The sequence below is a fragment of the Mycobacterium sp. shizuoka-1 genome, from assembly GCF_002723835.1.
Lineage (GTDB): Bacteria > Actinomycetota > Actinomycetes > Mycobacteriales > Mycobacteriaceae > Mycobacterium.
Genome location: NZ_BEWG01000133.1, coordinates 1 through 21440 on the forward strand (window position 1 = coordinate 1; position 21440 = coordinate 21440).

General features: G+C 67.3%; 19 protein-coding genes and 1 pseudogene. 8 read left to right on the forward strand and 12 right to left on the reverse strand.

All coding sequences use genetic code 11. The features are described from left to right. Positions 1-78 precede the first annotated feature (78 nt). Complete coding sequence (locus tag MSZK_RS30460) at positions 79-756, reverse strand: SDR family oxidoreductase (protein WP_099252246.1); 678 nt, start codon at positions 754-756, stop codon at positions 79-81. Positions 757-1012: 256 nt separating this feature from the next. Between MSZK_RS30460 and MSZK_RS30465 the strand changes: the two are divergent. Beyond that, positions 1013-1939 (forward strand): annotated as a pseudogene (locus tag MSZK_RS30465) (YbfB/YjiJ family MFS transporter); the annotation flags it as partial. A 42-nt stretch (positions 1940-1981) separates the two neighbouring features. Here the strand turns inward: MSZK_RS30465 and MSZK_RS30470 are convergent. Next, complete coding sequence (locus MSZK_RS30470) at positions 1982-2914, reverse strand: LysR family transcriptional regulator (protein WP_233211603.1); 933 nt, start codon at positions 2912-2914, stop codon at positions 1982-1984. A gap of 117 nt (positions 2915-3031) precedes the next feature. On the opposite strand from MSZK_RS30470, the gene MSZK_RS30475 reads away from it, so the two are divergent. Both MSZK_RS30475 and MSZK_RS30480 read left to right on the forward strand, forming a co-directional pair. Then, entirely contained in the window at positions 3032-3736 is a 705-nt protein-coding gene (locus tag MSZK_RS30475; protein WP_099252248.1) for an SDR family NAD(P)-dependent oxidoreductase, read from the forward strand. Further along, positions 3723-4091 (forward strand): nuclear transport factor 2 family protein, encoded by a 369-nt coding sequence (locus MSZK_RS30480; RefSeq protein WP_099252249.1) that lies wholly within the window; start codon positions 3723-3725, stop codon positions 4089-4091. Before MSZK_RS30475 ends, MSZK_RS30480 begins: the two co-directional genes overlap by 14 nt. Here MSZK_RS30480 and MSZK_RS30485 read toward each other — a convergent pair. Beyond that, entirely contained in the window at positions 4085-4828 is a 744-nt protein-coding gene (locus tag MSZK_RS30485; RefSeq protein WP_233211604.1) for a DUF732 domain-containing protein, read from the reverse strand. The genes MSZK_RS30480 and MSZK_RS30485 overlap by 7 nt on opposite strands. A 281-nt stretch (positions 4829-5109) precedes the next feature. On the opposite strand from MSZK_RS30485, the gene MSZK_RS30490 reads away from it, so the two are divergent. The 3 genes from MSZK_RS30490 (at position 5110) to MSZK_RS30500 (ending at position 8889) form a co-directional block, all read left to right on the forward strand. Beyond that, a complete protein-coding gene (locus tag MSZK_RS30490; RefSeq protein ID WP_099252251.1) occupies positions 5110-6141 on the forward strand; it encodes a fused (3R)-hydroxyacyl-ACP dehydratase subunits HadA/HadB in 1032 nt (343 codons plus the stop codon). Between the two features lie 58 nt (positions 6142-6199). Then, positions 6200-8314: an EAL domain-containing protein gene (locus MSZK_RS30495; protein WP_099252252.1), complete on the forward strand. Its 2115-nt coding sequence runs from the start codon at positions 6200-6202 to the stop codon at positions 8312-8314. 95 nt (positions 8315-8409) lie between these two features. Further along, positions 8410-8889 carry a hypothetical protein gene (locus MSZK_RS30500; RefSeq protein WP_099252253.1) on the forward strand — a complete coding sequence of 160 codons (480 nt, stop codon included), beginning with the start codon at positions 8410-8412 and terminating at the stop codon, positions 8887-8889. A 34-nt stretch (positions 8890-8923) separates the two neighbouring features. Here the strand turns inward: MSZK_RS30500 and MSZK_RS30505 are convergent, their stop codons facing one another. The 4 genes from MSZK_RS30505 to MSZK_RS30520 all read right to left on the reverse strand — a co-directional run bounded on the left by MSZK_RS30505 (position 8924) and on the right by MSZK_RS30520 (position 14652). Continuing rightward, on the reverse strand, positions 8924-11797 hold the full coding sequence (locus MSZK_RS30505; protein WP_099252254.1) for an RND family transporter: 2874 nt from the start codon (positions 11795-11797) through the stop codon (positions 8924-8926). Then, on the reverse strand, positions 11794-12240 hold the full coding sequence (locus MSZK_RS30510) for an MmpS family transport accessory protein (RefSeq protein WP_099252255.1): 447 nt from the start codon (positions 12238-12240) through the stop codon (positions 11794-11796). Before MSZK_RS30510 ends, MSZK_RS30505 begins: the two co-directional genes overlap by 4 nt. 117 nt (positions 12241-12357) lie before the next feature. Further along, entirely contained in the window at positions 12358-13728 is a 1371-nt protein-coding gene (locus MSZK_RS30515) for an NAD(P)/FAD-dependent oxidoreductase (RefSeq protein ID WP_099252256.1), read from the reverse strand. Positions 13729-13788: 60 nt separating this feature from the next. After that, a complete protein-coding gene (locus tag MSZK_RS30520; protein ID WP_099252257.1) occupies positions 13789-14652 on the reverse strand; it encodes a universal stress protein in 864 nt (287 codons plus the stop codon). Between the two features lie 166 nt (positions 14653-14818). Between MSZK_RS30520 and MSZK_RS30525 the strand changes: the two genes are divergently transcribed. Continuing rightward, positions 14819-16192 (forward strand): APC family permease, encoded by a 1374-nt coding sequence (locus MSZK_RS30525; protein WP_099252258.1) that lies wholly within the window; start codon positions 14819-14821, stop codon positions 16190-16192. On the opposite strand, the gene MSZK_RS30530 is transcribed toward MSZK_RS30525, so the two are convergent. From MSZK_RS30530 to MSZK_RS30545, 4 genes are all read right to left on the reverse strand, one after another. Then, a complete protein-coding gene (locus MSZK_RS30530) occupies positions 16189-17070 on the reverse strand; it encodes a lysophospholipid acyltransferase family protein (protein WP_099252259.1) in 882 nt (293 codons plus the stop codon). The two genes, MSZK_RS30525 and MSZK_RS30530, sit on opposite strands and share 4 nt — an antisense overlap. A gap of 103 nt (positions 17071-17173) precedes the next feature. Beyond that, positions 17174-18115, reverse strand: coding sequence for a hypothetical protein (locus MSZK_RS30535; RefSeq protein WP_142390037.1), 942 nt, complete (start codon positions 18113-18115; stop codon positions 17174-17176). A 114-nt stretch (positions 18116-18229) separates the two neighbouring features. Beyond that, positions 18230-19105: a universal stress protein gene (locus MSZK_RS30540; RefSeq protein WP_099252261.1), complete on the reverse strand. Its 876-nt coding sequence runs from the start codon at positions 19103-19105 to the stop codon at positions 18230-18232. 51 nt (positions 19106-19156) lie between these two features. Continuing rightward, entirely contained in the window at positions 19157-19489 is a 333-nt protein-coding gene (locus tag MSZK_RS30545; RefSeq protein ID WP_099252262.1) for a hypothetical protein, read from the reverse strand. Between the two features lie 179 nt (positions 19490-19668). Between MSZK_RS30545 and MSZK_RS30550 the strand changes: the two genes are divergently transcribed. Beyond that, positions 19669-20265, forward strand: coding sequence for a copper resistance CopC family protein (locus MSZK_RS30550; RefSeq protein ID WP_099252263.1), 597 nt, complete (start codon positions 19669-19671; stop codon positions 20263-20265). Between the two features lie 9 nt (positions 20266-20274). Here MSZK_RS30550 and MSZK_RS30555 read toward each other — a convergent pair whose 3' ends face one another. Then, positions 20275-21417: an acyl-CoA dehydrogenase family protein gene (locus tag MSZK_RS30555; protein WP_099252264.1), complete on the reverse strand. Its 1143-nt coding sequence runs from the start codon at positions 21415-21417 to the stop codon at positions 20275-20277. Positions 21418-21440: the final 23 nt, after the last annotated feature.

The window sequence follows — 21440 nt, forward strand, 5'->3', positions numbered from 1 at the left end:
GATGTCCCAAGACATAAGTGTCAGCGATGTCCCGAGACACCACACGCCGCTGAGCGAACGAAAACGCGCCGAAATCGCCTAACTGTTGGCGCTCGAGAGCCCCGCCTTCACCGTTCGAGAGAGATCGTCGGCGATGATCTCGGCCTGGCCGCCCAACAACCCGTCGATGGCCTGCTTGGCCACCACCCCCGGATCGATCTTCTGGTCGGCCGGAATGTAGCTGACCATGTCGGTGTCCATGTACCCGACGTGCAGCGCAGAGACATGAATTTCCCTGGGCGCGAGCTCAGTTCGCAGCGCATCCGTCATCGCCCAGGCGGCGGCCTTCGCCGCTGAATAGGCTCCCGAAGTCGGCGGGTGCACCCACGCCAATACCGACAGAACGTTGAGTACCGCTCCCCCACCGTTGTTCTCGATGATCGGAACGAATTCGCGGCTGACGTTCAGCGTGCCGAAATAGTGCGTCTCCATCTCCAACCGGATGTCGTCGATCGGCCCGGTGAGCAGATCTGCCCGGGTGGAGACGCCGGCGTTGTTCACCAACACGGTGACGTCGGTGGCGAGCGCTGCCGCGGCGCGTACCGACTCCGGATCGGTGATGTCCAATTGGATCGGCACCACCCCCGGCAGGTCGATGGTCTCGGGGCGCCGTGCCCCGGCGTACACCTTGGCACCGCGCGCGACGAGCTCGGCGGCGAATCGGCGTCCCAATCCCCGGTTGGCGCCGGTTACCAGCGCGGTGATCTGCTGCGTCATCGGAGTTGTCCTTTCCTCGGTCCTTGTTGAGCCGAACACGGACATGGCTAGGTTCATTCCGGCAGACTCAGACTACCCGCGTCTGGATCTTTGAGCCAATACCTCCCAGCTGCGAGCACACCGGTCGTGGCCGACAGCCATCGGCCGCTTCCACGATGGGGCGATGCACCATCACACGCACGTCGTCCGTGGCGCCGCAGCGCTCGCGGCGGCCATGGGGATCGGCCGATTCGTCTACACCCCGATCTTGCCGATGATGACCGCGCAGGCGGGCGTCACGCCGCATACCGCCGCCACGCTGGCCACCGCCAACTACATCGGATACCTGGCCGGTGCGCTCGCCGGTTCGGTCTGGCCTCGCCTGGCCAGGTCGGTGGTTGCCTGCCGGATGTCGTTGACCGTCCTCGTGGCCAGTCTTGCAGGAATGCCGTTGGCCGACAACCCATTCGAGTGGATTACGTTGCGAACTCTGGCCGGTGCGACCAGTGCGCTGGTGTTCGTCATCGCCGTCAACAACCTGCTGGAGCACCTGCACGGGCGACCGGCGCACCTGGCCGGCTGGGGATTCGGCGGAGTCGGCGCGGGCATCGCACTCTCGGCGGTCGTGGTCCTGGCCAGCCGACAGTGGCAGGCGGCCTGGTGGATCTCCGCGGTGACGGCGGCGGTCTTGGCCGCATTCGCCGCGACGATGCGCCCCGCGCCGCCCGTCCCAGACGCGGTGACCGAGATCCGAGACCGGCAGCCGCATCGGGCCTTCGTTCTGCTCGCGGTGAGCTACACGCTCGAAGGCGTCGGCTACATCATCGCCGGCACGTTCCTGGTGGCAGCGGTGGCCAAGGACGCACCGCACTGGCTGGGCGGAGCGACATGGCTGGTGGTCGGCGTGGCCACGGTGCCATCCGCGGCGCTGTGGGCGGCGTTGAGCGCGCGCTGGTCGCATTCCTGGCTGCTGGTGACGGCGCTGTGCGCGCAGGCGGCCGGAATCGCGACGGCAGGCATAGTCGGAGGGGTCGCCGCCGCGCTGATCGGCGCCGTGCTCTTCGGCGGCACCTTCGTCGGGATCAGCACCCTCGCGCTGGCGGCGGCGCGCCTGCTGCGCTATCCGCGGGCAGTGGCACTGCTGACCGCGGGGTACTCGGTCGGCCAGATCCTGGGACCGGTGGTGGTGAGCCCGCTGTTGCACGACGGTTTCCGGCTTCCGTTGGTGGTGGGCGCCGCGGTGGTCTTAGCCGCCGCCGTGGTCGCGGGGCTGATGCGGATCGTCGGCGGGCAACCAGACAGTGGCGTCATGCAAGCCGAAGTCGCCGACGTCCCGGGTGAATTCGTCGACCAGGGCGAGAACCGCCGGGTTGTCGTCACCGCGACGCCACACCAGCGACCACGTCCACAGCGGTGACGGGTTGACGATCCGACGGCGCACCAGGTCCTTGGGCAGCGATTCGTTCTGCCCCTTGGGATTGTTCAGCACCGGACGGCCCAGCCCGCGAACATGTTCGAAGAAGGTCGGGCCGGTGACGCCACCGTCGTCGGTGCGCATGATGCGGGCGCCGGTGGCGGCGGCGAACTGCTCGGCATAGCGATTCCACGACGACCAGCTGCCGGCATCCGCGTCCACCAACACCACGACGTCGGCGGCCTCGACCGGCGAATCGTCGGACCCGAGGTCAAGTGCGTACAGCCGGTCCACGCCCAGCAGTCGCGCATGGAGCGACAACTCGTCCACGTCGCTGTTCTGCACCCAACAGATGGCCAGGTCGAGGCTGCCGTCGGCGACCCGCGCGGCCTGGGTATGCGATGGCAGCACCCAGGTGTCCACCCGCAGCTGCGCGACGCCGGCCGCCCGCTCCGACCAATCGGTCGGGCACCAGTTGACGTACCCGAGACGGACCGGTTGAGATTGGCCGAGATTCGCAGCGCGCCTGCGTAATTCATCGGCCTGGGCGATCAACGCGCGGGCTTGCGGCAACAGCGCCGATCCGGCCGGGGTGAGAGCGACCGAGCGGCGGTCACGATCGAAGAGGGTCACCTTGAGGTCCCGCTCGAGGGCCTTGATCTGCTGGGACAGTGACGGGCCCGCGATGCGCAGCCGCAGGGCCGCGCGGCCGAAGTTCAATTCGTCGGCCACGGTCACGAAGTAGCGCAGCTGCCGCAACTCCATCGCTGCAGCCTAGTAGGCGCAGCCTCCCAGCAGGGAGGTGATCCGTCCTCCCCGACCGGCATCGACCCCCGGCCCTGCGCGTTGAGCGAGGCACACAACGAAGGAAGGATTCCAACGATGGACACTCCAACTCGGGTCGCCGTCATCACCGGTGCCTCCCAAGGCATCGGCGCAGGCCTGGTTCAGGGCTATCGCGGGCTGGGCTACGCGGTCGTCGCGAACTCCCGCACCATCGGCGCGAGCAATGACCCGCTTATCCGCACCGTCGCGGGCGACATCTCCGAGCCCGGCGTCGGGCAGCGGGTCATCGACGCCGCGCTGCAGCGGTTCGGTCGCGTCGACACGGTGGTCAACAACGCCGGCATTTTCATCCCCAAACCGTTCACCGAATACACCGATGCCGACTACGACGCCATCACCGGGGTCAACGTGCGCGGCTTCTTCGAGGTGAGCCGGGCCGCGCTGCGCGTGATGGAGTCCGACGGCCACCTCGTCACCATCTCCACCAGCCTGGTGGATCAGGCCAACTCGCAGGTGCCCTCGGCGCTGGCCTCGCTGACGAAGGGTGGTCTCAACGCGGCGACCAAGGCGCTGGCCGTCGAGTACGCCGGCCGCGGGATCCGCGTCAACGCGGTAGCGCTCGGTGTCGTCAGCACGCCGATGCACGACCCGTCGACACATGAAGCCCTCGCCGGACTCAATCCGATGGGCAGGCTCGGCACCGTCGACGACGTCGTCGAGGCGGTGCTGTACCTGGAGCGGGCGGGCTTCGTCACCGGGGAGATCCTGCACGCGGACGGCGGCCAAAGTGCCGGACATTGAGCAGATCCTGCGCGGGGTGCTGGATCAGTGGAAACGCGGGATCGACACGCACCACCCGCACTCGGTGGCAGCGTTGTTCGCCGACGACGCGATCTTCCAGGGACTTCGTCCGTTCAGTGTCGGGCCTGCGGGAGTGTTGGACTATTACGACTCCCAGCCGGCCGGCATGGCCGTCGACTACCGGATCCTGGCGGCCCGCCGGCTCGGCGACCACGCGGTGCTGGGCTACTTGGCCGCCACGTTCACGTTCAGGGAGCGGGATCCGCTCGAGTTGCGCGTCGGCGTCGTCGTCACCAATACCGGTGCCGGCTGGCGGATCGCCTACTACCAGGCCGGCCCCACACCGGATCAGTGACCGAGCTTGATCTGAACGCCGTGTCCGCGCAGCTGGTCGAAGCTGTAGCTGAATTCCCCGCGCCGACCCACGGAGACCACGTAGCGGTCCTGCCCCTCGGTGATACGGAAGGTGAAGGAGAACGTGCAGGTGGCGTTGTTGCCGGTCCCAGGGCCTAGCGCCGTCGAGGTGAGGATCTCGCCGGTACCGTTCTTGACCGTCACCGGCGTGCTGCGCCCGACGTCGGCATAGCCGTCGATCCCGTGGCAGGTCTGGCCGTCGGCTTCGATCGCTCCCGTGCCGAGACTGTCGGTCAGGACGAAAACCCCTGAGATGTCCGCTGATTCGAGTAGGCGAAAGCCCTTGTTGAACTGCGGGCAGAAGGTGTCGACGGCGATCTTGTCACCCAACACGCCCTGCTGCGGACCACCGTGTTCGAGCCGGGTGCAGACGTCGTGGCCGTGGGCGACGGCGTTGGCCTCCGAATTGAACTGGCTCATCAGCCCGGCGGTCTCCAGCGCTTGGACGTACTCGACGTCGGGTGACGGTGCCGGCCGATGCCGCGCCCACAACAATCCGCCGATCACCGCGCCGACCATCACGAGGACCGCGGTCGTCACACCCGTCGCCAGCCAGGTCGACCGGATGCTGAACCGCGCCGCAGGCACCTGCACGTAGTCGGGCAGAAGCCGGCCGCCGGTCGGGTCGTCGGACTCGTTCCTGCCGTTGCGCACCCGGTTGGTCGGCCGGCCCGCCACGTAATAGCGCCCCTCGTGACGCGCGGTGGGATCCGGTCGCCATCCGGTTGATGCGCCCGCCGTCGCGACTCCCCCGCAGCGCGCGCATGTACCAGTACCGTCGAGGTCAGCCCCGCAATAAGGGCAGGCCGTCGGCGCTCCGGTCATCGCTCACCCCAACCGCCGTGCGCTCGGTTCTCTGGACAGCCGAATCGTATCGGCGTGTCTTGCCACGTGGCGCGCGCGTTACTGTGCTGGGGTCGGCGTCAGCGAACTCGCGAACAGAAAAGTTGAGCATATTCATGACCGCACCTGCAGATACGTCTCCGCTCGAAGCACGGGTCGGCGCCTACTACCAGATGGACGGGACCTATCTGGTCGGCCGTGAGAAGCTGCGCGAATACGCCCGCGCGGTGCAGGACTACCACCCGGCCCACTGGGATCTCGCCGCCGCCGCCGAGCTGGGGTATCCGGACGTGATCGCGCCGCTGACGTTCACCTCCGCGCCGGGCATGCAGTGCAATCGGCGCATGTTCGAAGAGATCGTCGTCGGCTACGACACCTACCTGCAGACCGAAGAGGTCTTCGAACAGCATCGCCCGATCGTGGCCGGGGACGAACTGGTCATCGACGTCGAGCTGACCTCGGTCCGCCGGACCGCCGGCCGGGACTTCATCACCGTGACGAACACGTTCACCGACACCGCCGGCGAGCGGGTGCACACGCTGCACACCACCGTCGTCGGGGTGACCGGCGAGGACATCGATGCCGGGGTCAAGGCGGCCGTTCAGAACGCCATGATGCACGACATGAACATCCTCGACATCCCTGGCTCGGATGGCGAGTACCAGAAGCAGGTCCGCCCCGAGGGCGAGATCCGCATCTCCTCCGGCGGGCTGACCCGCACTCCGGGCACCCGCAGTTTCGACGACGTGACGGTCGGCGAGGAACTCGAAGCGCACCACACCCGGCTCTCGCGCGGTGACCTGGTGAACTACGCGGGCGTGGCCGGCGATGCCAACCCGATCCACTGGGACGAGGCGATCGCCAAACTCGCCGGCCTGCCCGACGTGATCGCCCATGGAATGCTCACCATGGGCCTGGGCGCCGGGTTCCACTCGGCATGGTCGGGCGATCCGGGTGCGGTGACCCGATTCGCCGTGCGGCTGTCCCAACCCGCGGTGGTGTCGGCCAAACAGGGCGCCGACATCGAGTTCACCGGGAAGGTCAAGTCACTCGACCCGGAAACCCGTTCGGGTGTAGTGCTGATCGGCGCCAAGTCCGACGGCAAGAAGATCTTCGGCCTGGCGACGATGGGCGTGCGTTTCCGCTAGATGTGACACCCGGGTCAATCGTGTGCGGCCTGGCTGGTGGTGGGTTCTACTAGTCGCCATGTGGTTCGAGGGGGACGGCGAGCCCCTCTCCGATGACCGGCCGGCTATCCCCGTCGATCTGGTCCGCAGCCTGCTGGCGCTGTTGCGAACCCGACTCGGCCTGGACACCGCCTGGCTGTCCTCCTTTCGCGGGGGCATGCAGACCTTCGACGTGCTCGACGGCGACACCACAACGGTCAAGCTCGCCCCCGGCGACCAGACTTCGCTGGCCGATTCGTATTGCGTGCGGGTCATCGACGGGCGCCTGCCGGCGATCATCCCGGACACCGCCGCCAATCAGACCACTGACGCCTTGGCGGTCACCCGCGAGCTGAGTCTGGGCGCCTACGTCGGTGTCCCGGTGACCAGCCCGGCCGGCGCGACCGTCGGGATGGTCTGCGCGGTAAGCCCAGAGGCCAAGCCGTATCTCGCCGATGCCGACCTGCGCATCGTCAAACAGGTCGCCGATCTGATCGGGACGCTGATCGCCGCCCCGGGTCACAGTCCGGACACCACTGCCGCTCAACGCGCAGCCATCCGGAAAGTGGTGTCCCAGCGCGATTTCGAGGTGGTCTTCCAACCGATACACGACGTCACCTCCGGCAAGGTGATCGGGGTGGAGGCGCTGGCCCGGTTTCCGCGCGCACCGTTTCGCCCCGACGCATTCCTCGCCCAGGCCGCACTGCTGGGCCTGGGCGTCGAACTGGAGACGGCGATCCTCACTCGCGTGATCGCCAAACTGCCTCAACTGCCCCACGAGGTGTTCGTCGCGGTGAATCTCTCCCCCGGCGCGGCGTTGGCAGTACCGTGGCCTACGCTGCTCGCCGGCACCGATCCGTCGCGAATCGTCCTGGAAATCACCGAGCACGACGCCGTCCTGGATTACGGCGCCCTCGAGGAAGCCTTGGAGCCGTGCCGATCTCGCGGCGTGCGGGTGGCGGTCGATGATGTCGGTGCGGGCTTTTCGTCGTTCTCCCATGTCCTGGAGCTCAGTCCCGAGTTCGTCAAGATCGACCACTCGATCACCCGCAACATCGACATCGATGACGCGCGCCGACGGCTGGCACATGCCATCGCCGAGCTCGCCGGCCAGATGGGCGCCAGCGTGATCGCCGAAGGTGTGGAGAATCAAGGCGAGCTCGACGCCGTCGCCGCGGTGGGGATCACCGCAGCCCAAGGCTATTTCCTCAGCCGGCCACGGCCGCTGGGTCACGGATTCGAGCCCGCCGAAGTCACCGCGGCGCCCGCGGACCTGCTCCGCGCGGAGGTCGACCTGCTCGGTGAGCGACGTTTCGAACTGGCGCTCGCGCATTCACCCATCGGGATGGCCGTCGTCGGGCTGGACGGAACCTTCTTGCGCACCAACCGGGCCCTGCGCACCATGCTCGGCTACAGCAAACGGGAGCTGGCCGAACTCACGTTTCAGGAGATCACCCATCCCGACGACCTGGATGCCGACGTGGCGCTGCTGACCGAGTGCCTCGAGGGCCGCCGGCGGTCCTACCGGATAGACAAGCGCTACATCGCGGCCGACGGACACATCGTGTGGGGCGCGCTGACCGTCGTGATCGTCAACGCGCAGCGAGACCGGCCGCGCTACTTCGTATCTCAGATCGTCGATGTGACCGCCGACCGTGCCCGCGAGGCCGATCTGGCCCGCCAGGCCGCCACCGATCCACTGACCGCGCTGGCCAACCGATCGGCCGGGTGGAGCCGTCTGGAGGAGCTCGAGGCCAGTGGCTCGGGCTACGGGGTGCTGTTCTGCGACATCGAACGCTTCAAGTCCGTGAACGACCAGCACGGGCACCGAGCCGGCGACCGGCTGCTGACCGAGGTGGCGGCCCGGTTGCGTGCGGCGGCCGGTGCCGACGACATGGTCGCCCGCTGGGGTGGCGACGAATTTCTGGTGATCACCGATGCCGTCGACGACCCGGCGTTGACCCGGCTGGCCGACCGGATCACCGATGTTCTGCACGAACCGGTTTCGCTCGGTGCCGATGACCTGGTTGCGGTCGGGATGACCATCGGCTGCGCGGCCCACCGGCCCGGCGACGGGCGCTCCATCGATACGGTCCTCGATCTCGCCGATCGCGCCATGTACGAGAAGCGACGGCCCCGGGGCGGCCTGCGCTGACAGTGGCTGTACCCGGAGAATCCCGCCCCGGGAAGATCACTCGGATGCGGTAGCGTTCTAGGGGGTGCGCGCATGCTGAGCGAAGGAGCGACCACGTGAATCTCGGACCGTGGGGAGACCTCACCATTTTCGCGGGCGTCATGGAAATCGTCTTCGCCACAGGCGTATTCGTCTACATCGGCCGTCTCGAGCGGCGCACCTCCCACCCCCTCGGTGACCAGGTGGGTGCCCACAAAGCGGTGCTGGCCAAGGTCCGCAAGCGCGCGCCGCTGACCCGCGACGAATTCGACTATGCGACCGAACTGGTCGCCGACGCACGCTCCCCGCTGGCCTACGCGATGCCGGCGGCTTTGTTCACCATGGGGCTGTTCTACGTGGTGGGCTGCCTGTTCATGCTGCATCTCGACGGCGGCCACCCGTCGTTCCGCACGTTCATCGGCGGCATTCCGATGCTGACATCGATGAACATCGCTGCCCAGTTGCGCCGGGTCGCCGGGATGAAACACAAGCTGGCCGGCATCGAGGTGCTGGAAGCCCAGCCTGGTGAGCCACTCACTTCCGTTGGCAGGAGCTGACTTTCCACCGCGTTGCAGCGGTGAGCGGCCAAGACTACGGCGCCTTGCCGACCGGGTCGCCGTCCTCCCACAGCAGCAGCTGGCGCACCGATTGGCGGGTGCCGTAGGGCCGAAGCATCGAGCTGGCCGGGCGAGGGCGGACCTTCAGCGGCCACCAGAACCACCGTCCGAGCAGAGCGGCAACGGCCGGAGTCATGAACGACCGCACGATCAGCGTGTCGAACAGCAGACCCAGGGCGATCGTCGTCCCGATCTGGCCGAGGATCCGTAGGTCGGCGAAGATGAACGACGCCATCGTCGCCGCGAACACCAGGCCCGCCGCGGTCACCACCGCCCCCGAGCCCGCCATCGCCCGGATGATGCCGGTGTTCAGCCCAGCGCCGATCTCCTCTTGGAACCTCGAGATCAGCAGCAGGTTGTAGTCCGAGCCCACCGCGAGCAACAAGATCACGGCCAGCGCCAGCACGATCCAGAACAGGTGGATCCCGAAGATGTCCTGCCAGATCAGCACGGACAGCCCGAAGGACGCGCCCAGCGACAGCGCCACGGTGCCCACGATGACGACCGCGGCGACGATGCTGCGGGTGATGAACATCATCACCAGCAGGATCAGGGACAGCGCCGCGATCCCGGCGATCATCAGGTCGTACTTGGCGCCGTCCTGGATGTCCTTGTACGTGGCCGCCGTTCCGGCGAGATAGATCTTGGACCCCGCCAGGGGTGTGCCCTTGACGGCTTCCTGAGCGGCGTGCCGGATCCCGTCGATGTGCGAAATGCCCTCGGGTGTAGCGGGATCGCCGTCGTGGGTGATGATCATCCTGGCGGCTTTGCCGTCCGGCGACAGGAACAGCTTGAGCCCGCGCTGGAACTCCGGGTTGGTGAACGCCTCCGGCGGCAGATAGAACGAATCGTCGGTCTTGGCCGCGTCGAATGCCTGGCCCAACGCCGTCGAGTTCTGCAGCGCCGCCTGCGCCTGGTCGTTGATGCCCGACGTGGTGGCATAGTTGGTCAGGGTCAGATCCCGGTTGGTCTGCTGGGTTTCGATCTGCGGCGGGATCAGAGCGAGCAACTTGGGCTGCAGCGCATCGAGTTTCGCGATGCTGCCGGCCACGTTGCCCAGTTGATCGGTCAGCGCGTCGATGCCGTCGAGAGCGTCGAACAACGACCGCAGAGCCGCGCAGACCGGGATGTCGTAGCAGTGCGGCTCCCAGTAGAAGTAGTTGCGCAGCGGCCGGAAGAAGTCGTCGAAGTTGGCGATCTTGTCGCGCAGGTCCTGGGCGGTGGCCACGGTGTCGGCGAACGCCTTGGTCTGTTCGTCGGTGACTTCGCTGGACTGCTGCTGAAGCACATACTGCTGGCGCAGGATGTCGATCGAATTGTTGATCACCGCAACCTGTTTCAGCAAGTCTGCGCCGCGCGCCTGCTGGAACGGGAGGTTGTTGATCTGGCTGAGGCTGCCCGCGCTGACTTGGAACGGTATCGACGTGTGGTCCAGCGGTGTACCCAGCGGACGGGTGATGGACTGCACCTGAGCGATTCCCGCGGTGTGGAAGACCGCTTTGGCGACGCGCTCCAGCAGGATCATGTCGGTGGAATTACGCAGATCGTGGTCGGTTTCGATCATCAGCAGCTCCGGATTGAGCCGCGCCTGGGAGAAGTGCCGCTCGGCCGCGGTATAGCCGACATTGGCCGGGGCGCTGGCCGGCATGTACCCCCGCGCGTCGTAGCTCGTCTTGTAGGCCGGCAGGGCGATCAGCCCGATCAGCGCGATCGCGACCGTCACCGCCAACACGGGTCCGGGCCAGCGCACGATGGCCGTGCCGATCCGACGCCAGCCCTGGGTGCGCATCGGCCGGGCGGGCTCGAACAGGCCGAAATGGCGGCCGATGACCAGCAGGGCCGGCGCCAACGTCAACGCGGCGACCACCGCGACGAGCACGCCGATCCCGGCCGGCACGCCGAGGCTGTTGAAGTAAGGCAGCCGGGTGAACATCAGACACAGCACCGCGCCGGCAATCGTCAGCCCCGAGCCCAAGATGATGTGCGCGGTGCCGTGGTACATGGTGTTGTACGCGGTGACCCGGTCCTGCCCGGCGTATCGCGCTTCGTGAAAGCGGCCGATCAGAAAGATCGCGTAGTCGGTTCCGGCGGCGATCACCAGCAGGGTGAGCAGATTGGTCGAGTACGTCGACAGCGAGATGATGCCCGCGTTGGCGAGCACGGCGACCGATCCGCGGGACGCGGTGAGCTCGATCATCACCGTGAAGATCACGAAGAACACGGTGGTGAGGCGACGGTAGAGGACGAACAGCATCACCGCAATCACGCCGATGGTGATCAGGGTGGTCTTCAGGGTGCCGTGCCGGCCCACCTCGAATTGATCGGTGACCAGGGGCGCCGCCCCGGTGACGTACACCCGCAGCCCGGGCGGCGGTGGGCTGTTGTCGACGATGGAGCGCACCGAGTCCACCGACTCGTTCGCCAATGACTCGCCCTGGTTGCCGGCCAGGTACAGCTGCACCAGCGCCGCCTTGCCGTCGGCGCTCTGCGAGCCGGCCGCCGTCAGCGGATCTCCCCAGAAGTCCTGAACATGCTGGACGTGTTGGGTGTCCTGTTCGAGCTTCTTGACCAACCCGTCGTAGTAGTGGTGGGCGTCGGCGCCCAGCGGCTGATCGCCTTCCAGCACGATCATCGCCGAACTGTCGGAGTCGAATTCGTCGAACACCGTGCCGATGCGTTTGGCAGCCAGCAGCGACGGCGAATCGTGCGGACTCAGCGACACGTTGTGCTTCTCGGCGACGGTTTCCAGCTGCGGCACGAAGACGTTGGTCACCACGGCCAGACCGAGCCAAAACAGCGCGATCAGGACGGAGAACCGGCGGATCAGGTCAGGGACCCGCCGACTCATCCGGACTTGTCCAGGCAATAGGTGAAGGCGTTGAGGGTGTTGACCGTGCGCTCGTCTTTGACGACGTCGTCGATCTTGATCCGGCAGCCGATGGCGTCACTGTCGCCCTGAGCCGAGACGTTCACGAACACCGCCGGCTGGGTGGTGGTCGTGTCGTAGGCCCATGGCAACGTGACCGAGTCGGCACGCTGCGGCTGGGCGTTGACGTCGGTGTAGGTGATGGTCGCCACCGTGCCCGGCGGCCCGAAAACCTCCATGACCACGTGCTTCGGGTTGAACGGGACGATGTCGTTGCCCGCGCCGCTGGGGGTGGAGGTGACGTCGTGCGAGCCGAAGATGCCGTGCAGCCGGTACACCGCGAAGCCCGCCACTGCGACCACCACGACCGCCACCAGCAGCATCCAGCGCTTGGTCAATCGGCGTCCGACCGAAACCCGCTGCATCCGTGACCCTTTCGTGAGCGGCGACAGGCGCTGACGGTGACGAAACTTCCGTAGGGCGGCTTATCAACTTCGTTGACAGTACGACACGGGACCGTACTCCACAACAGTGGAACGGGGCTAGGCCGACTTGTCGTCGCCGGAGTCGTCGGTCCCGGGCCGGCGGCTCTGATGCACCGGGGATTCCCAGGTGTAGGGCTCGTCCGGGTGGCCCGAGCCGCCCAGGATGAACGTCCGGTCGCTTCGGTCGGCGCGCGCGATGGACGTCAGCCACGTCGCGACGGTGCTGACGCGGTTGCGTACGCCGGTGAGGAAAGCGATATGGATGACGCCCCAGCCGAGCCAGCCGAGCAGGCCGGCCAGTTTCACGGGCCCGGCCTGCAGCAGCGCGTGGCCGCGGCTGATGTAGGCCGCCGACCCGAGGTCGCGGTACCGAAAGTCTCTTCGCGACCGTCCCGCGAGGTCACGGGCGATACAGGAGGCGGCGTGCAGCCCACCCTGCATGGCGTTCTCGGCGACCCCGGGCAGCCCGTCGCGGCCGGCCAGATCGCCGATGACGAATACCTCGGGATGGCCCGGCACCGAGAGGTCGGCATTGACCGCGATGCGCCCGGAGCGGTCGGTGTCGGCACCCAGCATCTCGGCGGCGTGCCGGGCGAAGGGCACCGCCTCGACGCCGGCCGTCCACAACACGGTGCGGGTGGCGTAGTCCTGGTTGTGCCCGGTGGCCTTCGAACTGACCGTCACCCCGTCCGCCCGGACGTCGGTGACGTGCACGCCAAAGTGCAACTCGACCCCGAGGTTCTCGAGGATGCCCTGCGCCCGCCGGGCCAGCGCCGGTGTGAAGGCCTTGAGTACCCGGTCGCCGCCGTCGAACAACAGCACCCGCGCCTCCTCCGGCTGGATGCTGTGGAACTCGTTGGCCAACGATCGCGTAGCCAATTCCCTTATCTGGCCAGCTAATTCGACGCCGGTCGGGCCTGCGCCGGCGACCGCGAAGGTGAGCCACTCGTCGCGCTCGGGACCGGGCGGCAGCGTCTCGGCGATCTCGAAGGCGGCGAACACCCGGCGGCGGATGCTCAGCGCGTCGTCCAGGGTCTTCATGCCTGGAGCCCAGTTCGCGAACTCTTCTCTGCCGAAATACGACTGGCGCATGCCGGCAGCGATCACCAGATAGTCGTACTCGACGTCGAAGGTCGATTCGCAGGGGCGGCGGGCGGTGACGCGCCGGGCTTGGGCGTCGAGTCGGATCGCCTCCCCGAGCAGCGTGGTGACGTTGTGGTGGTCCTGGAGTTCCTCACGAAGCGAACGGCTGATCTGTCCGATGCTCAGTGTTCCTGTCGCACATTGATACAGCAGCGGTTGGAACACGTGGCACGCCGCGCGGTCCAGCAGCACGACGTCGACGTCGGCCTTCCGGAAACGGCGGGCACAGAACAGTCCGCCGAATCCGCCACCAATGATGACCACTCTGGGCCGTCGGCTAGTCATGTCTCACTTCTACCCGCTGCGGGCCGGTTCACCCAGACGCCCGGGTGCCACGCGCCGCCGTCAGCCGCGCGGCCAGACGATCATCGGCACCGGCAGCGCCCGCATGATCTTGCTCGCGGAATGGCCCAGGAAGAGGCGCTTGGGCGCGGCCAGTCGACTCGAGCCGACGAGGACCACCTCGCTGTCCTGGAAGTCCAGGCCCAGCACCGCATCTTCGAGCGAATGTCCGTGTCCCACAACGCTCGTCACCGGGACACCGGCCGGCAGGGCGGCCGCCGCCTTGTCCACCAGACCAGCGGCGTGCTGTTGGGCCAGCTGCGTCCACTCCTGCCGACGCTCCTCGCTGCCGCCCTCGCCGACCGCGACGAGCGACATCAACCGCAGCGGCACCTGCCATTCCGACGCCAGCCGAATCGCATTGTCGAAGAGGTTCTCGTTGCCAGGGCGCATCCCGATCGCGCAGGTGATCCTGGTGATGCGGTCGTGCGGTTCGTATTCGGCCGGGGCCAGCGCCACCGGGACCTCCGAGGCGTGCAGCAGCGCATCGGCCAGGCTGCCCAGCCCGAACCGTCCGCTGCGCACCCGGTGGAAGGTGCCGACGACGATCAACGCCGCCTCGCCCTGCTCGGGATCGGTCGCCGCGTCGAGCAGGCCCTCGGTGATGGAGTCCGCCCGTCGCAGGTGTCCCTCAGCCGCGACGCCGGCCGGCACCCTGGCCAGCCCGTCCTCGAGCCATTCGCGACCCTGCTCTTCCACTTCGGCGTTGAACGCCTGGTCGGGCGAGTACCGATGGAAGGTCGGGGCGTCGCTGGGCAACACCGCGACCAGATCCAGGGACGCGCCGGAAGACCGGGCCAGGGTGGCGGCGAGATTGACCCCGTCAAGGCCGCGTTGGCGAGGGCCATAACCGACGACGTACCGCATGCTTGGTGACGCTAACACGGGTGGTCGGTGCCGGTGGTCCTCTGCAGAAACGTTCTGCCCCTGGAAAGCTGAACGGGTTGGTGTCGCCCAAAAAGTGCCGGAGCAGTCGCCGTTGTGGTAAGCCACAGCGTACGAATCCGGACGATTTGATGATGGTGGGTCGAAGATGAGTCAGGTTGCCTCTGGGCCGAACGGCACCACCCAACTCGCCAGGACACTGGGTCTGTGGGCGATCGTGGGCCTCGGTCTGGGCTACATGACACCGACGGTCGTGTTCGACACCTTCGGCATCGTCTCGACCGAGACCGGCAACGTCGTCCCGACCGCGTACATCTTCGCGTTGGTGGTGATGATGTTCACCGCGATCAGCTACGGCCGGATGACGCAGATCTTCCCGTCGGCCGGATCGGCATACACCTACACCTCCGAAACCATCAGCCCCAACGTCGGATTCCTGATCGGGTGGGCGGCGCTGCTCGACTATCTGCTGCTGCCGTTGGTCAACGCGTTGATCATTCGCAGCTATCTGTTCTCGTTCTTCCCGTCCGCCCCGGCCTGGATCTGGGTGGTCGTCTACGTCGCGATCATCACCGGAATGTGTTTGTTCAGCATGACCAACACGTCACGGGCGAACATGATCCTGGTGGTCTTCGAAGTGGTGCTGATCGGAGTGTTCCTCATCCTCGCGGCCAAGTCGCTGATCGACGGAATGGGCAACGGCACCCTGTTCTCCACCCAGCCGCTGTGGCACGAGGGCGTGCACCTCAATCTCGTCATCACCGGCGCCACCATCGTGGCGTTCTCGTTCATCGGCTTCGACGCGATCACGATGTACACCGAGGAGGCCAAGGATTCCTCGACCGTGCCGAAAGCGATCATGCTGGCCCTGGTGATCGGCGGCCTGATCTTCTTCGTCGCGGCCTTCTTCACCCAGTCGCTGTTTCCGGACGTGTCGAACTTCAGCCAGGAATCCCTGGAGAACAGCGCGCTGCCCGAGATCGCCTTCAATGTCGGTGGGCATCTGTTCAAGATCGCGCTCACCGCGGCGGCGTTCGCGGCCACGGTGGCCTCCAGCCTGGCGTCCCACGCGTCCGTTTCGCGGCTGCTCTACGTCATGGGTCGCAACGGCCGCGGTCCGATCGGACGATTCTTCGGATACCTGCACCCGAGTTTCCAAACCCCGGCGTACGCGATCGTTTTCGTCGGCCTGGTCTCGCTGCTGGCGATCGCGTTCAACCTCGACTTCGTGGCCTCGCTGATCAACTTCGGCGCCCTGGTCGCGTTCACGTTCGTCAACCTCACCGTGATCGTGTACTTCGCCTACCGCCGCCGCGAAGTCCGCGGGCTGAGTCAGATCGTGCGCAACATCGTCCTGCCGGGCATCGGCGTCACGCTCACCGTTGTTCTGTGGCTGTACCTTTCGGCCGAGTCGACCCGATACGGCATCATCTGGTTCGGCATCGGGATTGTCGTGCTGTTCTGGTTGACCCGCTTCTTCCGCAGGCCGCTCACCGTCAACATGGGTGAGGCCGAGACCTAGGCACCAGCCGGCGCCGCGCGAACCGGCGGCCGCGTCGCCCTGCTCCAGGCAAGCGGATTGAGCTGCCGATAGGGATCTTGGCTGCGGATCTCGAGGAGACCGGCCAGTTGCTGTTCGAGCGCGTCCTGAGTCTGCGCCTTGACGTCGGCCACCCACGAATCATTCTGGCGGCGTGTCGGTTTGGTGGTGTCGATCGGAGAGCCGAAGCGCAGGTACATCCGCTGGGGACGCGGGATGGTTGTCAGTCCGACGCCGCGGGTGAGCGGCAGGCCCATCTCGGGCTTACCCGTCACCCGCTCCATGACCGTGGTGGTGAACCGGCCGAACGCGCTGTCCCTGGGAAAGACGCTCTTGTACACGTCGTCGCCGCCGACCAGCGCGACCGGCACGATGGGATAGGAACTCTCCACGGCGACCCTCGCAAATCCCGCGCGGCCTTTCCAGAGCAGCGTGTGTTCCTCGCCCTTGAACTTGTTCATCTCGCGGCCCCCACCGGGGAACACCAGGATGGTCTCGTCGTTGCGCATCAACTCGCGCGCAGTGTCGGGGTGTCCGACGACGGCTCCGTAGGCCGCCAGCGCATCTCCGACGATGCCGGGTGCGTAACGGATCGCCGTTACCGCCAGCGGCCTGACCCGGGTTCCGATCTCCTGGCGCACGAAGTACGGGATAAGAACCACTTCGCCTGCGCCGTGGGTGTGGTTGCCGACCAACAGAAACCGGCCGTCGCGCGGGAGGTTCTCCAGCCCGTCGACGTAGGGCCGGTAGAGATCGATCACCGGGGAGAGACCGTCGAGCACGGATTCGACGACGGGTCGCAAGGCTCGGACCCGTCGCGGGGGATTCGTGATCTGGTCAATGTCGGCTACCGCGGTCATGTGCGCTCCTGTGGCTCGGCCTTGCACGTCATCGTACCGAACGAACTAGTTCGTTTGTTATCGACATGATGAGGATTCCACCGGTCGCATCCGCACCGGCGCCTTAGTTGACCGTGACGTGGACGTGGTTGAAGTGGTTGGCCACCCGCCACATCGTGTACGACACCCCGAAGCGCTCCGCCTGGCTGAGGATGTCGGCATTGATCGCGTCCCCGAGCGCCATGTCGCTGCCGATCATCAGGTCGATGGCACGCCCGCTCGGGTGGTCAGGAAGCGGATCCGAGCGCACGCCGCCGATGGACTGCACGCCGGGGTAGGTGGCGATGACATACGCCGCGAGTGTTCGCGCGTTGGGCACCAGCCCGTTCATCCCGACCGTGGGGATCGCGCCGCCCGGTCCCAGCAGGGCCTGCTGGGCGGCCGGTAGCGCGTAGTAGGTCGCCCGGACCAGTCTGACCTGGCCCTCGACCTCGGTCTGTCTGGTCTGCAGTTCGGCGCGCACCGCGGCGGCCGCGTCCGCAGCCGCTCGGGCGTCGGCAGCCGATCGGTCCGAGGCCGCTTCGGCCATCTCGGCGAGTTGCTTGGCGGTCCGGAAACTTCGCAGCTGCCCGGACATCTGCTCGGTGATCGCCCGCTGGAACGCCAGTTCGTCGATCAGCCGCTGGGGTGATGCGGCGGTGAAGAACGCACTCACGCTGTCGGTGCGCCCGCCGGCATAAAACGCGGCCGCGGCTTGGTCGACGGTGCCTTGATAGGCAGCCAACTCGGACCTGGCCGCATCGAGTGCCACGAGCGCGTCGGCATGCTTTCTCTCCGCCTCGCTCTGCAGTTGCACCTTCGCGGCGAGATCCTGCTCGACGGCCTGGGCGGTCTCGATGAGCTGCTGGGCCTGCTTCGTCAGCTCGTTCAGTTTCGCGAGCTCATCGGATTCGGGCTCGGCGTACGCCGACCCGGCCGACACCACGCAGAGCGCCACCAGGCTCGCGATCGCCGCCGACGCCCTACTCGGACTCGATTTCGGCGCCAAATGCCGGGGAAACTTCACGACTGCGCATCCTTATGACTGCCGCCGACGTCGTCTTCGTCGAACTGCCGACCCCAGTGGCTGAGGTCTCGGCAAGGTTACGAAAGGTCGCGGACGTTGTCCAACCGCAGCGCACTACCGAACCACGAGCACCGAGCATTCGGCGTGATGGATCAGGTTCTGCCCGACCGAACCCAGGACGGCGCCGGCTAACCGGCCGCGGCCATGGCTGCCGACCACCACGAGCTGGGCTTCGCGCGACAGCTCGGTGAGACCCTTCGCCGGGCTGACGTCGTGGAAGACCTTCGTGACGTGCGCGTTGGGATATTTCCGTGCCAGCGGTTGTACCAACTCGTCCATCCGCTGGCGCTGCTGTGTCTGCAGCAGGTCCAGCAACTCCCAGTCCATGTTCCCCTCACCCCCGAGGTCACCCATGCCGACCGCCGCGTCGATCTCCCACATGTGCGCCACGGTCAACGGCGCATGCAGCACCCGGGCGATGTCGAATGCGTCCGCCAGCGCGCGGGCCGAGGCGTCGGAGTCGTCGACGCCGACGACGACGGGCAACGGCTTGCCGGTTCTGACGGCGACCGGGGGTCGCCAGACCAGCACCGGGCAGTGCGCGCGATGGACCGTTCTCACCACGTGTCCGCCCAGCACCCGGTGATCTGCCGCACCAGTGCCCACCACCAGCAACCGGGTGGCGTCCGAAGCTTCGGCCAGGACCGTCGCGACCGCGCCCCTGACCACGTCGGTGCGGACCGCAAGATCGGGGTGCGACGACCGCACGGCCGCCTGCGCCGCGGCCAGCACCTGGTCGCCGTCTCCATCGAGCTCGGCCGGGAACTCCGCGCTGGCGAAATGCCAGTCCAGCCGCGGGATCGCGTGCAGCAGCGTCAGGCCGACACCACGTGCGGCGGCGAAGTCGGCGGCCCACCGGGCAGCGCCCAGCGCGGCCTCGGATCCGTCGATACCCACGACAACGGACTGCTCATCGGCTGCGGTGCTCATCCGTCGAGCCTAGGGCCCGGCCTGGGCCGGGCGCCGCAATCAACCGCCGCGTTACGGGACGTAGCAGGGGGCGTCGCCGGGGGTGTAGTACGGCAGACCGGTCGGCGAGATGCAGGGCGCCTCGCCCGGGAACGCCGGGACCAGCGAATACGCGTAGCTCTCCGGGAAGCCGTAGCGAGCCCAGTCGGTGGCCCCGGCCACCGCGGCACCGGCCACCGCCGCGTCGACGGCGTCGCCGGCGATGCCCGGGGTGCAACCACCGACGGTCACGTGGCGCCCGCCGACGTCTCCACAGATGTCGGCCTGAGCCACCGGTGCGATCGCTGCGGGGATTGCCGACAGGGCGGCCGCACTCAACAGGACCGCTGCAATTTTCTTAGCCATGCCGCGATTGTCGCAGGCAACCGCGCCTGCGTTACAACGAACAAGTGGCCGGCACCATGCCGAACGAGAAATTGCTGGTTGCCCGCGGTCAGCAGCGCGTCGAGCCGTGCCCGCGGCCGGCCCGGGACGCCCGACCGTAGACTCGGCCGTGCTCACCACCGGAGCGCGAAAGGAGCACGGTGACCCTCACCTTGCGCGTCGTCGTGACCACCTTGTTCGCACTGTTCTTCTGGTCATGGAGCAGTGCCGTCGCCGCCGCTCACACCACGCTCGTCAGTTCCGACCCCGCCAATGACGCCCAGGTCTCGACCCCACTGAGCGCCGTCGTGTTGACGTTCAGCGAGGACATCAACCCGGCGTTCGCCACGGTGGTCGTGCACAGCGCGGACGGCCACGACTGGGTCACCGCCCCGGCTCGGGTCGACGGTCCCCGGCTGACCGCCGAGGTAGGCCCGGCGCCCCTGCCGAACGGGAAGTACACCGTCGGCTATCGGGTGGTCTCCGCCGACGGTCACCCGGTGTCCGGTTCGTACACCTTCACGGTCGCCGGAACTCCGGACCAGCCCAGCACGCCCGCCGTCACGTCGAGTGCCGCGGCACCGAGCACGACGGCGGCGCCTGCGGCGTCGACCGAGTCGAGTGGACCGGACACCCGGACCTCGATCCTGACCGCAGCGGCGGCGGGCCTGGCCGTCGGCGGCGTGATCGCCTTCTGGCAGTCGCGCAAGCGCCGGCGGAACAACGCCGGCGGCGGACCGGATTCGGCCGGCTCCTGATCCGCGAGCCTAGGGACGAGCCAACGCACGGGCGATGACCAGGCGCTGAATCTGGTTGGTGCCTTCGAAGATCTGCATGATCTTGGCTTCACGCATGTACCGCTCGACACGGTAGTCGCGGGTGTAACCGGCGCCGCCGAACACCTGGACGGCATCGGTGGTGACCTTCATCGCCGCGTCGGTGGCGATGAGTTTGGCGACACTGGCCTGCACCGAATACGGCAGGCCGGCATCGCGGCGACGCGCCGCGTTCAGATAGGTGGCGCGGGCGGACTCCACCGCGGCGGCCATGTCGGCCAGCACGAATCCCAGCCCCTGGTGATCGATGATCTTGCGGCCGAACGTCGTTCGCTGCTGTGCGTATGCCACCGCGTCGTCGAGCGCGGCCTGCGCCAGGCCGACCGCACACGCGGCGATCCCCAGGCGCCCGGAGTCGAGCGCACTGAACGCGATGGACAGGCCCTGGCCCTCGTCCCCGATGCGCCGCTCGGCGGGCACGACGACATCGTCGTAGTGGGCCGTGGTGGTGGGGATGGCGTGCAGGCCCATCTTCTCTTCGGGCTTGCCGAAGCTGAGTCCCTCGATGCCGGACGGGATCACAAAGCAGGAGACGCCGCCCGAACCCTCACCGGTCCGCGCGAACAGCGTGTAGAAGTTCGCGATGCCGCCGTGCGTGATCCATGCCTTGGCTCCGTTGATGCGGTAGGTGTCGTCCTCGGCGACCGCCCGGCAGGTCAGCGCCGCGGGGTCGGAACCGGCCTGTGCCTCGGACAGGCTGTAGGCCCCGACAGTCGATCCGCCCAGCATGTCCGGCAGCCAGGCGCGCTTCTGCGCGTCGGTGCCGAACGCCATCAACGGGTGGCAGGCCAGGCTGTGCACGCTGACGGCGACGGCGACCGCGGCCCAGCGCGCGGCGATCTCCTCCAGGACTTGGAGGTAGACCTCGTATGGCTGCGCCCCACCGCCCCATTCCTCCGGATACGGCAGGCTCAGCAGCCCCGCCGCGCCCAACGTGGCGAACACCCCGTCGGGATAGGTCTCGGTGGATTCGTGGTGATCGACGATCGGGGTGAGGGTTTTGTCGGCCACATCGCGGGTGAGCTCGATCAGGGCGCGCGCTTCGTCGTTGGGCAGCAGACGATCTACAGGCACGACAGTTCCTCTCACCCGGCAGT

What these genes read in the sequence shown, in the direction of transcription:
- MSZK_RS30505 (WP_099252254.1), bottom strand. Translation starts at nt 11,797, where the DNA reads ATGAGTCGGCGGGTCCCTGACCTGATCCGCCGGTTCTCCGTCCTGATC.
- MSZK_RS30540 (WP_099252261.1), bottom strand. Translation starts at nt 19,105, where the DNA reads ATGAGCACCGCAGCCGATGAGCAGTCCGTTGTCGTGGGTATCGACGGA.
- MSZK_RS30510 (WP_099252255.1), bottom strand. Translation starts at nt 12,240, where the DNA reads ATGCAGCGGGTTTCGGTCGGACGCCGATTGACCAAGCGCTGGATGCTG.
- MSZK_RS30530 (WP_099252259.1), bottom strand. Translation starts at nt 17,070, where the DNA reads ATGACCGCGGTAGCCGACATTGACCAGATCACGAATCCCCCGCGACGG.
- MSZK_RS30490 (WP_099252251.1), top strand. Translation starts at nt 5,110, where the DNA reads ATGACCGCACCTGCAGATACGTCTCCGCTCGAAGCACGGGTCGGCGCC.
- MSZK_RS30520 (WP_099252257.1), bottom strand. Translation starts at nt 14,652, where the DNA reads ATGCGGTACGTCGTCGGTTATGGCCCTCGCCAACGCGGCCTTGACGGG.
- MSZK_RS30460 (WP_099252246.1), bottom strand. Translation starts at nt 756, where the DNA reads ATGACGCAGCAGATCACCGCGCTGGTAACCGGCGCCAACCGGGGATTG.
- MSZK_RS30495 (WP_099252252.1), top strand. Translation starts at nt 6,200, where the DNA reads ATGTGGTTCGAGGGGGACGGCGAGCCCCTCTCCGATGACCGGCCGGCT.
- MSZK_RS30470 (WP_233211603.1), bottom strand. Translation starts at nt 2,914, where the DNA reads ATGGAGTTGCGGCAGCTGCGCTACTTCGTGACCGTGGCCGACGAATTG.
- MSZK_RS30545 (WP_099252262.1), bottom strand. Translation starts at nt 19,489, where the DNA reads ATGGCTAAGAAAATTGCAGCGGTCCTGTTGAGTGCGGCCGCCCTGTCG.
- MSZK_RS30515 (WP_099252256.1), bottom strand. Translation starts at nt 13,728, where the DNA reads ATGACTAGCCGACGGCCCAGAGTGGTCATCATTGGTGGCGGATTCGGC.
- MSZK_RS30475 (WP_099252248.1), top strand. Translation starts at nt 3,032, where the DNA reads ATGGACACTCCAACTCGGGTCGCCGTCATCACCGGTGCCTCCCAAGGC.
- MSZK_RS30525 (WP_099252258.1), top strand. Translation starts at nt 14,819, where the DNA reads ATGAGTCAGGTTGCCTCTGGGCCGAACGGCACCACCCAACTCGCCAGG.